Consider the following 12,494-nt stretch of genomic DNA (forward strand, 5'->3'; position numbering starts at 1 on the left):
TCGATAATCCTCTGGAACTTGGCGCTTAGGGTGCGGTCACGGAAAGACGCGTTGCCGGAGCGTAGAGAACGCTCGGCGTCGTCGTGCCCTTGGCGACCTTGATGGCCTTAGCGATGTTTTCCTTGAAGCGGTTCTCGACCGGGACCCAGGCACCCTGGGCACGATCGTAACGCGCGGCGTAACGGCGATCCGGCGACAGATAGACGAGCGCGACGCGGCCGTAGAGGAACATATCGACCATGACGGGGCTGCCGTCGATGTCGATAACTTCCGGCCAGGTCTGGATCGTCCGGCCATATTCCATCTCAGACTTGTAGGCCTCGATGATCAGGCGGTACTGCTCGACGATCGGAACCTGCGGGTTTTCCATCGCCGCGCGCAGCGTATCGATGCGGTTCTGACGGTCTTCCAGCTTGAATGGCAGGTCGGCCGAAACGAACGCTTCGAGATCGGAAACCATGTCGATCAGCATCGGCGTGGTCTGTGCGGTGATTTCATCGACGCGCTCAAGCTGGCCCTGGAGCGATTCCAGCTCACGGCGCTGGCTTTCGACGACTTTCTCCTGCTGGCGCGCGTAAAGCTGCGCTGCCTGGGTACGCTGAAGAAGCGTACGGAATTCGGCGACCATGTCGGAGCGTTGATCATCCAACTGGTTGATCCGCTCCTGTACCTGCTCAGCCTTGCGGGTTGCGTCTTCGCCGATATCGAGTGCCTGGCGCAGCTGGCTTTGTGCAACAGCTGGCATGGCCAGGCCGGCAACAAGCGCTGCCGCAATGGCACCCCGCGCCGGTGTCAGTACTTTCTTCATGAGGTTTGCCTCTTACTCTCCGAATGGTCGTGCCTTGGACAGCACGGTGAAACTCCAACGCGGCCATGCCCCCTGAAATGGCGAGCCGCTGCTCTCTCAGTCATGCCCGTCACACACAGGGCGTCAGTATGGAGGCTGGCGGAGTTTGTCACCCATCGCCTCCCTGATTTTACGGAATGCTCTATGGCACTCTCTTGTTTTTCCCGGCAGAGCCTGAAGGCCGCCGAGGCAGCCATCGCGCGGGACGCTAGCAGTAGCAACCTCGCTGATCAATGGCCGACCGGTAACAGTTTAAAAAGCTTACCGTTTTGATGTGCAAGCACAATGACGCATCACAGTTTGCGGCCCGAACGGTTCGATCAGGCCGCAGAGCGACCAAAATGCGGTCAGTCTGCAACCGCAACGAGCGGAACAGGCCCCGGGGCGAATGGCCCAAGATAAACTGAAACAGGAAGGTGGCTGGGGTGCCAGGATTCGAACCTGGGAATGTCGGTACCAAAAACCGATGCCTTACCACTTGGCGACACCCCAACTGCGAGGAAGGCCGGGACATACTCAATCCGCTTGCGGCTTGCAACTCCTGTTCTGCGTCAATCACAGTGCCGGTGCATCTGCACAAGATCGGTGGCTGACGCTTGTCAGGCTGGAGCCGCTGAGATATAGGCGCCCGCTCTGGCTCGGAACATAGCTCAGCCTGGTAGAGCACCGTCTTCGGGAGGCGGGGGTCGGAGGTTCGAATCCTCCTGTTCCGACCATTTCCATTTTTGCAGGATTGCTACAGGCACCTCCCCCTGGGCTCGCAGCGATTCCCATGTTTCTCCGATGCGTTGGCATTGTTGAGAATCATCGGTGCGGCTCACATCAGCCCTTTACTTTTATTCGATAAGGGTCATATCGTTTATTGATAAAAATTCCGGTTCGGAGGCCAAACGGTCGTGAAAACGTTCTTTACTGCGCTTGGCGGCGCGATTCTCGGCACCATACTCGGCGCTGTCCTGCTCTTCTTCATCGCGTCAATGGCGATCAGCGGGTTCATGCAGTCTGCCGGGTCCCAGCTATCGGGAGGCGAGAATCCCGAGACCATGGTGTTGACCCTCGACCTGCGCCAGGACCTCAGCGATCAGCCGCCGACCAGCGGCATCGCTGCCCTGTTCGGCCAGAAGGGATTCGTGAACGTCATCACCCGCCTCGATGCGGCCCGGACGGATGAGCGCGTAAAAGGCGTCTTCGTTCGCGCCAGCGAATTCTCCGTCGGGTCAGCGCGGGCCGAAGAGCTGCGCAACGCCATTCGGGGTCTGCGCGACGCCGGGAAGTTTGTTGTTGTCCATTCGCAAGGTACCTATGGCGGCGGCCCGTCTTCCCTGCGAGCCATTGCCGCGGCAGATGAAATCGTGATTCAGCCCGCCGGCGACTATCTCGGCGGCGGCGTGACATTCGAGACCATGTTTTTCAAGGGCCTGCTGGACCGCCTCAGCGTGTCGGCAGAGATCGAGCAGTTCTACGAGTACAAGAATGCGCCGAATGTCTACAAGGAAACCGACTACACAGCCGCACACCGCGAAGCGATGACTGCGCTGGCCGAATCGATCTGGCAGACGTCGCTGGCCGACATCGCTCAGGACCGGCAGATGGATGTTTCCGATGTTGAAGCCGCCCTCACCTCTGGGCCGCTCAGCCCTGAGGCGCTCGTCGAGGCCGGACTTGCCGATTCGATCAACTGGCCGGAAGCCGTAAAGGAATCGCTGAAGGAACGCGCCGGCGAAGACGCTGAATTCGTAGACGTCCTGTCCTATCACCCCCCGTCTGCGCCGCTCGGCGCGCCCGCCATTGCAATTGTCGGCGGTGAAGGCCCGATCGTGACCGGCGGTGGCTCTGGCGACTTTTTCTCAAGCTCGGCCGAGTTCGCATCAGACACGATTGCTGCTGCCCTGCTCGAGGCGGGCCGCAACGAGCGCGTCAAGGCGATCGTCTTTCGTGTCGACAGCCCTGGCGGTTCGCCGACAGCTTCCGACCAGATCTGGAACGCCGTGAAGATGGTGCAGGAAATGGACAAGCCCGTCGTCGTTTCGATGGGCACGTACGCCGCTTCCGGTGGCTACTATGTCTCGACCGGCGCCGACTGGATCATCGCAAACAAGGGAACCCTGACCGGTTCGATCGGCATCTTTGGCGGCAAGCTGGCCATCGCAGACGGACTTCGCCAGATCGGCATCAACACGTCCGAAATCTCGGTTGGCGGTCCGTTTGCCGGCGCGATGACGACGATCGACACCTTCTCCGATACCGAACGGGAAATGCTGCATGCCTGGCTGAAACGTGGCTATGACCGCTTCACCAGCCTTGTCGCAGAAGGACGCGGCATGAGCGTCGAAAACGTCGACAAGATTGCCCGCGGACGGGTCTGGACAGGTGAGGATGCCCTGGAGGTTGGCCTGGTCGACCAGATCGGCGGCCTCGTCGATGCGATCTCGAAAGCCCGTGATCTCGCCGACATCCCTGCTGACGAGAAATCCCGCATCATGTTCTACCCTGTCCCGCAGGGCGGCATTCCGGGCTTTGGTCCGATGGCAGAAGCGTCCGCCGAGGACCTTGGCACGCTGGCTCGGGCAGCCGAAATCCTTGAGGATTCCCGCATCCAGGCCCTGATCGAGCGCGGCAGCATGCTGCAATCCTCACCCGTTCAGGCGCGCGGCCCACTGCTGATCGAGAAATAGGCCGAGAAGGCGGCTATCCGCGACGAGCCGCCACACGCCTTGTCGGCGCAGGCTGGTCCATATAGGGCAGGCCTGCAGCAACCCTGGAAAGCCAATCATGACTGACGCGGTCGCGCCCGATACCCGACGCCACTCGGCCGAGACGGCAAAGACGATGGACGATGTCCGCTACGAGGTTGACCGCCTCGACCGGGCGCTGGTCGCTCTTCTTGTCGAGCGGCAGTCATTCATGGACGCCGCTGCGCGCATCAAGGGCGATCGCTCACGCATTCACGATCGTGAGCGGATCGAGGATGTCATTGCCAAAGTTGTCGAGGAAGCCGCACGCCAAGGCCTTTCCCCGTCCATCGCCGAACCCGTTTGGCGCAAACTGATCGATCGCTGCATCGCCTACGAGTTTGAAGCCTTCGACGCCCTCAAGCCCGGTCGCGACAGCGTGTGAACGGCACGGCTGCACGCTTCGAGTGTCGCCGCGATTTCATCCTTTATGTCGTTGAGCAGCAGGGCTGCGCCCGCCGCGCTTGGCGGCAAGTCCCGCCCAGCGGTCTCGGCAGCCTGGCAGCGCTCGGCGAGTTCATGAGCCCCGATACTCAATGCGGCCCCCTTGAGCGTATGCGCGGCATCGGCCCATTGCGAGGCTGGCGCGGCCGGATTCAGCATGCGGGACCAGATGTCGACCTGTTGGCGAAAAATGTCGATCACCTCTTCAGCGAGATCGATATCTCCTCCCGTCATGGAGAGAAGGTGATCAATGTCGATTTCGCTCGCCGTGCTCATGGCTGCTTGTCCGTCCCTATCCCTGTCAGGGCATGTTCTTGCGGCAAACTCATTGCTCCGCCGTTAAAATACCGGCGAACGCGGAATTCTTCGCATTCAACGCAATTGCTTTCTTAACCGGTCAGGCGTATAAAACCTTATCGATTTTCAATAGGGGTCTGACCATGATTGCCCTTCTCGTAGCCCTGCGGGACTTTTTCATTGCCGTTCTTATCGGTTGGCTAGGTGTTTCGGCTGAGCCTGCTGACAAGCAGCAGAAGGCAGAGCCTTCCGCGCAGCCGGCGCATACGCAATTGTCCCTGCTTGGATAGAAACTGGCTTTATCCTTCCAGAGCGAAGGATCGCACATCAGAAAAGAGCGCAGACTTTCCGGTCTGCGCTCTTTTTTGTTTCCATCGATCAGTCTGACCGGTTCTGCCGGCCCTCGATCAGCTGGTCGACCACTTCCGGATCCGCGAGCGTGGACGTATCGCCAAGAGCATCAAAACTGTCCTCGGCGATTTTCCGCAGAATGCGCCGCATGATCTTGCCTGAACGCGTCTTCGGCAGCCCCGGTGCAAACTGGATCAGGTCCGGGCTTGCGATCGGCCCGATCTCGTAACGCACATGCTTGATCAGGTCCTTTTTCAGTTCGTCGTCCATCTCGACGCCAGCAACCGTGGTGACATAGGCGTAGATGCCCTGCCCCTTGATGTCGTGCGGATAACCAACGACAGCCGCTTCAGCGACGGCATGGTGCGAGACCAACGCACTCTCGACTTCCGCAGTCCCCATACGGTGGCCCGATACATTGATCACATCATCGACGCGGCCGGTGATCCAGTAGAACCCATCGGCATCACGCCGGCAGCCATCACCCGTGAAGTAATTCCCCGGATAGGCTGAGAAATAGGTGTCCACGAAGCGCTGGTGATCGCCATAGACGGTCCGCATCTGGCCCGGCCAGCTATCGGTAATGATCAGGTTCCCCTCTGTCTCGCCCTGCAGGATATTGCCCTCTGCATCCACCAGTTCGGGCTTTACACCAAAGAAGGGGTGCGAGCCCGCACCCGGCTTCATGTCCGTGGTGCCCGGAAGCGGCACAATCATCGTGCCGCCGGTTTCCGTCTGCCACCAGGTATCGACGATGGGGCAGCATCCTTCGCCGACGACGTGGAAATACCATTCCCAGGCCTCGGGATTGATCGGCTCGCCCACTGTCCCGAGCAACCGGATCGACTTGCGGCTCGTCTTGTCGACAGGGTCGCTGCCTTCTCGCATCAGCGCGCGAATGGCCGTCGGTGCGGTGTAGAAGATCGTGACCTGGTGACGGTCGCAGACTTCCCAGAAGCGGGAAGCGTCCGGATAAGTCGGCACGCCCTCGAACATCACGCTCGTCGCGCCATTCGCGAGCGGCCCGTAGACGATGTAGGTGTGCCCCGTCACCCAGCCGACATCGGCAGAGCACCAGAAGACATCGTTTTCCTTCAGGTCGAAGACGTATTCATGCGTCATCGAAGCCCACACAAGATAGCCGCCACAGGTGTGCAGGACGCCCTTCGGTTTGCCGGTCGAGCCGGATGTATAAAGAATAAAGAGCGGGTCCTCTGCATTCATCGGCTCTGGCGCGCATTCGTCGGAGACCTCGGCGCCGACCTCATGCAGCCAGAAATCACGTCCCTCTTCCATGTGGACGTCGCCGCCGGTCCGTTGCACGACCAGCATTTTCTCGACCATGCCATTCGCCAGCTGACAGGCCTTGTCGGCGTTTGTCTTCAGCGGGACCTTGCGCCCCCCGCGAAGGCCTTCGTCAGCCGTAATAACGAACTTGGATTCACAATCAGTGATCCGGCCTGCGAGCGCTTCAGGCGAGAAGCCGCCAAACACGACTGAATGTATGGCGCCGATACGCGCGCAGGCCAACATCGCCATGGCGGCTTCCGGGATCATCGGCAGGTAGATCGTGACCCGGTCACCCTTCCTGACGCCAAGGTCCTTGAGGACATTGGAGAAGCGGCAGACCGCCTTGTAAAGCTGGCGATAGGTCAGCGTGTGGGCATCTTCGGCCTCATCGCCCTCCCAGATGATTGCCGGCTTGTCGCCACGGGTCTCCAGCTGCCGGTCCAGGCAGCTTTCAGTGACGTTCAGCGTGCCATCGGCAAACCATTTTACGTGCAGGTTGTCCTTGTCCCATGAGACGTCCTTGACCTGTGTGAACGGCTTCATCCACTGGATGCGCTTGCCATGCTCGGCCCAGAAACCTTCAGGGTCATTCACCGAACGTGCATACATCTCCTTGTACGTCTCCGGGGTCAGGTTTGCCTGCGCAGCAAACGCCTCGGGTACGGGATGCTTGGTCACTTCATGGCTCATTTCAGTCGATCTCCCTGGTCGCTTTGTTCGGCCCTGCCGGCGGCTCACCGAGCGCTGGCATGCTGCTAGACCGGCAACATGAGCCACCTGCCTAGCAATCAGAACCCATGCCCGCCAAGCAAAAAGGCGGGATGCTCACACCAATCAAGGTTCTAACGGGATTACTTCGCCATCGTCGGCTAAGGGGTCTGCGACAAATCAGCCCCGGGACCGGGGGCAGAGAGTTCCCTCCGCCCCCGGCTTATTGGTTCGGCTCAGTACCAGGCCCTCAGGCCAATGAGAAAGACCGCTTCACCGGACTCTCCACCTTCAGCCTCGATATAGTCGGCCGTCTGGCCGAAGCGCTGGTGCCACTCGATACCGATATACGGCGCGAACTCCCGCTTGATCTCATATCGCAGGCGTAGGCCTGCATCGATCTGGGAAACGCCCGCACCGATTTCACGCTCGGGGATGTCGGACGCTGACAGCGCAATTTCAGCACGCGGCTGCAGGATCAACCGCTGCGACAGAAGCAGCTCATACTCGGCTTCCACCCTGGCAGTCAGGTCTCCCTCTTCCGACAGAAAGGCCGCGCTATCGAGCTCGAACAGGTAAGGCGCGAGCCCCTGCGCGCCGATAACCAGGTGCGCCAGCCCCTCAGGCTCGAAATCATAACGCACGCCTGTTTGCAGGTCGAAATAGGGAGAGATCGCCCGCGACCAGAGCGCCTGGATCTCAGCCTCTTCAAACTCGCCCTCGTCCGGCAGGTATTCGAGCTCGGACTTGATCCAGAGCTTGTTGATATCGCCGCCGATCCAGGCGTTGCCATCAAGCAGGATGACGTCTTCATCATCGCTCGATTGCAGCTCGAACCGTTCGGCCTGGATGTAGGTTGAGCGGATATCGCCATGCTTTTCGAGGACCTCGGCTCGTGCCTCGGCCATCGCCTCCTCGCCCCAGATGTCATCGGCCTGCGACCAAGGCTTGTCGCCTTCCTCACCAATGGCCGACGGTACCAGCGCCAACGCGCTGCAGCTTAGTATCGCCGCCCGGAATGTCATGAGCTGTCTCAATGGTGACCTCCATGATCGGCGCCGTGGTCCATGTCGTGGGGCTCATCCTGCATGTCTTGGTGCCCGTCATGGCTGTCGTGATCCATGCCGTGATGGCCCGCATGTGGATCGTCCGCACTGGCCGGCATCGCCATGCCCCCATGCTCGCCGTTCGGGATCACCGAGACGACATTCATCATGCCAGCATGCATGTGGTAGAGGAGGTGACAGTGGAACGCCCAGTCGCCGATATGCTCCGATGACACGTCGAAGGCCAGTTTCTCGCCCGGCTTCACAATGACGGTGTGCTTTCGCGGGCGATGGTCGCCGCCGCCATTCTCCAGTTCGAAGAACATGCCATGCAGGTGGATCGGATGCGGCATCATGGTGTCGTTGACGAGGTTGAAGCGCACCCGTTCGCCCTCGTTCAGGCGTATGGATTCGGTAACTTCCGAAAACTTCACTCCATCGAAGGACCACATGTAGCGGTGCATGTTCGAGGTGAGGTGGATTTGCAGCTCACGCTCCGGGGGGCGCGTGTCTGCATTGCGTTCCAGCGCGCGCAGGTCGGCATAGGTCAGGACCCTGTGATCAACGTCCTCGAGACCGATGCCAGGCTCATCGAGCCGGCTCACCGGCATCATTGCCGTATTCGCAACGCCCGGCCCCGTCTTGTGGTCATGGGTCATCATGGCGTCATCGCCAGACATGGCCGACATATCATGCTTCATCTCGCCCATGTCATGGCCACCATGATCCATGCCATCCATCCCGTGAGCGGAATGATCCATGCCGGACATTTCATGGCCTTCATGCGACATATCCTTCATGTCGCCGCTGCCATGGCTCATGCCGTCCATACCGTGAGCGCCATGGTCCATTGCCATGTCCTTCATGGTCAGCGTCGGGACAGGCCTCAGCGTCGGCGCCTCGGCGCGCATGCCCGGCCGCGGCCCAAAGGTCGCAACCGCCTGGCCTGACCGGTCGATGGACTCGGCCACGAAGGCATAGGCGCGGTCATCCCTCGGCTCGATGATGACGTCATAGGTCTCCGCGACGCCCATCTGGAACTCGTCGGTCTCAACCGGCTCAACGTTCAGGCCGTCGGCAGCGACCACCGTCATCGGAAGGCCGGGCATGCGAACGTTGAAGATCGACATGGCCGAGGCATTGATGATGCGCAGCCGGACCCGCTCGCCCGGCGTGAAAACGCCGTTCCAGTTGTCGAGCGTCGAATGGCCATTGATGAGATAGGTGTAAGTCGCCCCGGTAACATCTGCGATGTCGCGTGGCGACATCCGCATGCCGCCCCACATCGCCCGCTCGGAGAGGGCTTCATCGAAGCCCTTTTCGCTGGCGTCCTCAAGGAAATCGCCAACGGTGCGCTTGTTGAAATTGTAGCTCTCCGCGGACGCCTTGAGCTTGGCAAAGATGCGATGCGGATGCTCGAAGCTCCAATCGGAGAGGACGAGGACATATTCCCGGTCATAGGCAACAGGGTCGGCGCCGGCCGGGTCTATGATGAGCGGTCCGTAGTGGCCCTGCTGCTCCTGCAGGCCGGAATGGGAATGGTACCAGTAGGTGCCAGACTGCGGCACGGCGAACTTGTACTGGAAGGTTTCGCCCGGCTTGATGCCGGGGAAAGAAACGCCCGGAACACCATCCATGTGGAACGGCACCAACAGGCCGTGCCAGTGAATGCTGGTGTCGGCCTTCAGCCGGTTTGTCACATTCAGCGTGACTTCCTGGCCTTCGCGGAAGCGGATGAGCGGGGCCGGCAGCGTGCCGTTTACGCCAACCGCATGGCCATGGCGCCCACCGATTTTGACGGGGAACTCTCCGACATCGAGATTGAACTCGCTGCCGGTCAGTGCGGTAAGCCCGGTATTGCCGTGGGACGCAGACCGCGCCCATGCCGGCAACAAGCTGGCCGCACCGAATGCGGCGCCAGTTCCGAGGGCCGTACCGAGGAAAGATCGTCTGTTAAACATCTTGAATTCAGGCTTTCATCTTGATCTTGAACGAAAAAACAGGGCGCAATGCGGCGCCCGACAGTCTTTCCGGCCGATCAGATGAGCAGGCTGATTTTCAGATGCGTGAGCGTAATTGGCTCAAGCGGCGGCCCCTTGCCCGGCGGCCAGGCAACGCGGACCGGAGCTTGCGCAAGCCTCTCCAGGTCAAGCGCTACTGGCAGGACGAAGACGGGCATGTTGCCGAAAGATGGGGCGGGTGCGGTGTCCGGCGTTACGGAGATCCGGTTGAGCAGGCTCTGTGTGCAACCATCGCAGCTGCTGTCATCATGGTTATGCGCCGGCGCACTATCTGGGGCGGCCGCCATGTCATGCGACGCATGATGGTGATGGCCTGCCATCGCGGCTGGCCTTTCCACCTCATGCATCGTCTGTGCTTCTGCGGCTGTCGCGGAAAAAACCGAACAGCCGATCAGCCCGGTGCTGACCAACACCGCCAGAAGGCTGGTTAGAAGAAGACGACATGCGGCGTTCATTATCAGGGAAATTAGGCCAATACCCGCTCGTTGCAATACGGCACGCGCGGCGGACCTGTTCACATTCTGGGGAAATTCGCCTGGCACGGGCAGTAGGACTCGAACCCACGACCTGCGGTTTTGGAGACCGCTGCTCTACCAGCTGAGCTATACCCGTCCGGCGAAGCGCCGTTCTGCCCGATTGCAGGCAAAAGCGCAACAGGCACCGCGCGGCGGGCTGCAGCAAATGAAAGGGCCCAACCGCTCAGAGGCTCCAGCTGCCCTTGTCCCATCCCAGCAGCCGGCGGGTCTCCTGCGCGTCGAGCCTGAACATCTCCTCCAGAAAGGCCCGATCCTCGGCAGACATCCTGTCGGAATCGGTCGCGCTGTTGTGGCGGGGCTCTGCCTCGAAGGCAAAGCGGTCAACGCCAAGGAAATCCGTGACCTTGTCGAGCTCAGGCTGGGCGTTCGCCGAGAGATCCTCACTGCGTAGAAAGAGAAGCTGCTCATCCGGAAACAGGCGTTTCAGGTTCCGCACCTGGTGGGCATAAAAGCCGCGTGAGACCTGCGATCGTTCGCGGTCCTGACGGGGCAGCGACCTGCGGGCGCGCTCACGTTCGGTACGGATGGCACTGGAGAAGGTCTCACCTTCGCGCTGCAGACGCCGGTCCATCCGGAAATGCGACCAGGCACGCTCGACCGGGTCGCGAAGCAGCATGATGACCTTGATGTCAGAATTGTACTGCCAGAGCCGCTCCATCGCCCCATGCCACCAGGTCAGGATCGGCGTCGCCTCGCCGAGTTTCGCTCCGGCGCGCTGACGGTCCCAGTGAAACTGGCGGTGGTAGATGAAATAGTCGAACGCAGAGAGACCGGTGGGCGGGCGCTTGTCGAAGAAGTGCACTTCCTTCTTCTTCGCCATGGAGATTTCCGAATGCTGGCGCAGATACGCATCCAGCGAGGTTGTGCCACCCTTCTGCACCCCGGCAATCATGAAATCGATACGCTTTGGCATGTGTGTCACTCAGCAGAAGCACGGCGTCGCTTCAACAAAAAAGGGCCGCTCCCGGAGGAACGGCCCTTGATGTCTTGTGTCAGCCCCTTGCGGGGCGACAAGCACCTGTCCGATGCTTATTCCTTGACCGCCGAGACGACGCCGGCGCCGACGGTGCGGCCGCCTTCGCGGATGGCGAAGCGCAGGCCCTGGTCCATTGCGATCGGCGTGATCAGCTCGACGTCCATCTTCACGTTGTCGCCCGGCAGGACCATTTCCTTGTCTGCCGGAAGCGTGACAACACCCGTCACGTCCGTGGTCCGGAAGTAGAATTGCGGACGATAGTTCGTGAAGAACGGCGTGTGACGGCCACCCTCTTCCTTGGTCAGGATGTAGGCCTCGGCCTCGAACTTCGCGTGCGGCGTGATCGAGCCCGGCTTGCAGAGAACCTGGCCGCGCTCGACGCCCTCACGGTCGATACCGCGGATCAGCGCGCCAATGTTGTCGCCAGCCTGGCCCTGGTCGAGCAGCTTGCGGAACATCTCCACACCGGTCACCGTCGTCTTCTGCGTCGGGCGGATGCCGACGATCTCGACTTCCTCGCCAACCTTGATGACGCCCGTCTCGACACGGCCGGTCACAACCGTACCGCGACCGGAGATCGAGAACACGTCCTCGACCGGCATCAGGAACGGCTTGTCCAGCGGACGCTCAGGGGTCGGGATGTACTCGTCGACCGCTTCCATCAGCTCCAGGATCTTCTTCTTGCCGATCTCTTCGTCACGGCCTTCGACAGCCGCCAGCGCCGAACCGGCAATGATCGGAATGTCGTCGCCCGGGAAGTCATAGGAAGACAGAAGTTCGCGAACTTCCATCTCGACCAGCTCGAGCAGCTCCTCGTCATCGACCTGGTCGACCTTGTTCAGGAACACGACCAGCGCCGGAACGCCAACCTGGCGGGCCAGCAGGATGTGCTCGCGCGTCTGCGGCATCGGGCCGTCAGCCGCGTTCACAACCAGGATCGCGCCGTCCATCTGCGCCGCACCCGTGATCATGTTCTTCACATAGTCCGCGTGGCCGGGGCAGTCGACGTGCGCATAGTGGCGCTTGTCGGTCTCATACTCAACGTGCGCGGTGTTGATCGTGATCCCGCGGGCCTTCTCTTCAGGCGCGTTGTCGATGTCCGCATAGGACTTCGCCGCACCACCATAAACTTCCGCCAGCGTCATCGTGATCGCCGCCGTCAGCGTCGTCTTGCCGTGGTCCACGTGCCCAATCGTACCAATGTTCACGTGAGGCTTGTTGCGCTCAAACTTTGCCTTGGCCATTT

General features: G+C 60.7%; 10 protein-coding genes and 3 tRNA genes. 3 read left to right on the plus strand and 10 right to left on the minus strand.

From position 1 onward, the window contains the following. Window positions 1-25: 25 nt before the first annotated feature. Together D1227_RS07670 and D1227_RS07675 are read right to left on the minus strand one after the other, a co-directional pair. Window positions 26-808 (minus strand): DUF3450 domain-containing protein, encoded by a 783-nt coding sequence (locus tag D1227_RS07670; RefSeq protein WP_119376365.1) that lies wholly within the window; start codon window positions 806-808, stop codon window positions 26-28. 456 nt (window positions 809-1,264) lie between these two features. After that, a tRNA-Gln gene (locus D1227_RS07675) sits at window positions 1,265-1,339 on the minus strand. A gap of 147 nt (window positions 1,340-1,486) precedes the next feature. On the opposite strand from D1227_RS07675, the gene D1227_RS07680 reads away from it, so the two are divergent. The 3 genes from D1227_RS07680 (at window position 1,487) to D1227_RS07690 (ending at window position 3,964) form a co-directional block, all read left to right on the plus strand. Then, window positions 1,487-1,563 (plus strand) — tRNA-Pro (locus D1227_RS07680). A 180-nt stretch (window positions 1,564-1,743) separates the two neighbouring features. After that, window positions 1,744-3,522, plus strand: coding sequence for a signal peptide peptidase SppA (gene sppA, locus D1227_RS07685; RefSeq protein WP_119404432.1), 1,779 nt, complete (start codon window positions 1,744-1,746; stop codon window positions 3,520-3,522). A gap of 97 nt (window positions 3,523-3,619) precedes the next feature. Continuing rightward, complete coding sequence (locus D1227_RS07690) at window positions 3,620-3,964, plus strand: chorismate mutase (protein ID WP_119376367.1); 345 nt, start codon at window positions 3,620-3,622, stop codon at window positions 3,962-3,964. Here D1227_RS07690 and D1227_RS07695 read toward each other — a convergent pair. From D1227_RS07695 to tuf, 8 genes are all read right to left on the minus strand, one after another. After that, window positions 3,913-4,299: an Hpt domain-containing protein gene (locus D1227_RS07695; protein WP_119376368.1), complete on the minus strand. Its 387-nt coding sequence runs from the start codon at window positions 4,297-4,299 to the stop codon at window positions 3,913-3,915. The two genes, D1227_RS07690 and D1227_RS07695, sit on opposite strands and share 52 nt — an antisense overlap. A gap of 399 nt (window positions 4,300-4,698) precedes the next feature. Next, window positions 4,699-6,651, minus strand: coding sequence for an acetate--CoA ligase (gene acs / locus D1227_RS07705; RefSeq protein WP_119404434.1), 1,953 nt, complete (start codon window positions 6,649-6,651; stop codon window positions 4,699-4,701). A gap of 254 nt (window positions 6,652-6,905) precedes the next feature. Beyond that, a complete protein-coding gene (locus D1227_RS07710) occupies window positions 6,906-7,694 on the minus strand; it encodes a copper resistance protein B (protein ID WP_119404435.1) in 789 nt (262 codons plus the stop codon). A gap of 8 nt (window positions 7,695-7,702) precedes the next feature. Next, the gene (locus D1227_RS07715) at window positions 7,703-9,676 is read right to left on the minus strand and encodes a copper resistance system multicopper oxidase (RefSeq protein ID WP_119404436.1); all 1,974 of its coding nucleotides are present in this window, start codon (window positions 9,674-9,676) and stop codon (window positions 7,703-7,705) included. A 77-nt stretch (window positions 9,677-9,753) separates the two neighbouring features. Then, window positions 9,754-10,191 (minus strand): hypothetical protein, encoded by a 438-nt coding sequence (locus D1227_RS07720; RefSeq protein ID WP_147373283.1) that lies wholly within the window; start codon window positions 10,189-10,191, stop codon window positions 9,754-9,756. 81 nt (window positions 10,192-10,272) lie between these two features. After that, window positions 10,273-10,348 (minus strand) — tRNA-Trp (locus D1227_RS07725). An 87-nt stretch (window positions 10,349-10,435) separates the two neighbouring features. Continuing rightward, window positions 10,436-11,185 carry a sulfotransferase domain-containing protein gene (locus tag D1227_RS07730; RefSeq protein ID WP_119404438.1) on the minus strand — a complete coding sequence of 250 codons (750 nt, stop codon included), beginning with the start codon at window positions 11,183-11,185 and terminating at the stop codon, window positions 10,436-10,438. A gap of 116 nt (window positions 11,186-11,301) precedes the next feature. After that, window positions 11,302-12,492: an elongation factor Tu gene (gene tuf / locus D1227_RS07735; protein ID WP_119376170.1), complete on the minus strand. Its 1,191-nt coding sequence runs from the start codon at window positions 12,490-12,492 to the stop codon at window positions 11,302-11,304. Window positions 12,493-12,494 lie beyond the last annotated feature (2 nt).

Source organism: Henriciella mobilis (assembly GCF_003576315.1).
Taxonomy (GTDB): domain Bacteria; phylum Pseudomonadota; class Alphaproteobacteria; order Caulobacterales; family Hyphomonadaceae; genus Henriciella; species Henriciella mobilis.

What these genes read in the sequence shown, in the direction of transcription:
- D1227_RS07670 (WP_119376365.1), bottom strand. Translation starts at nt 808, where the DNA reads ATGAAGAAAGTACTGACACCGGCGCGGGGTGCCATTGCGGCAGCGCTT.
- D1227_RS07690 (WP_119376367.1), top strand. Translation starts at nt 3,620, where the DNA reads ATGACTGACGCGGTCGCGCCCGATACCCGACGCCACTCGGCCGAGACG.
- D1227_RS07695 (WP_119376368.1), bottom strand. Translation starts at nt 4,299, where the DNA reads ATGAGCACGGCGAGCGAAATCGACATTGATCACCTTCTCTCCATGACG.
- acs (WP_119404434.1), bottom strand. Translation starts at nt 6,651, where the DNA reads ATGAGCCATGAAGTGACCAAGCATCCCGTACCCGAGGCGTTTGCTGCG.
- D1227_RS07710 (WP_119404435.1), bottom strand. Translation starts at nt 7,694, where the DNA reads ATGACATTCCGGGCGGCGATACTAAGCTGCAGCGCGTTGGCGCTGGTA.
- D1227_RS07715 (WP_119404436.1), bottom strand. Translation starts at nt 9,676, where the DNA reads ATGTTTAACAGACGATCTTTCCTCGGTACGGCCCTCGGAACTGGCGCC.
- D1227_RS07720 (WP_147373283.1), bottom strand. Translation starts at nt 10,191, where the DNA reads ATGAACGCCGCATGTCGTCTTCTTCTAACCAGCCTTCTGGCGGTGTTG.
- D1227_RS07730 (WP_119404438.1), bottom strand. Translation starts at nt 11,185, where the DNA reads ATGCCAAAGCGTATCGATTTCATGATTGCCGGGGTGCAGAAGGGTGGC.
- tuf (WP_119376170.1), bottom strand. Translation starts at nt 12,492, where the DNA reads ATGGCCAAGGCAAAGTTTGAGCGCAACAAGCCTCACGTGAACATTGGT.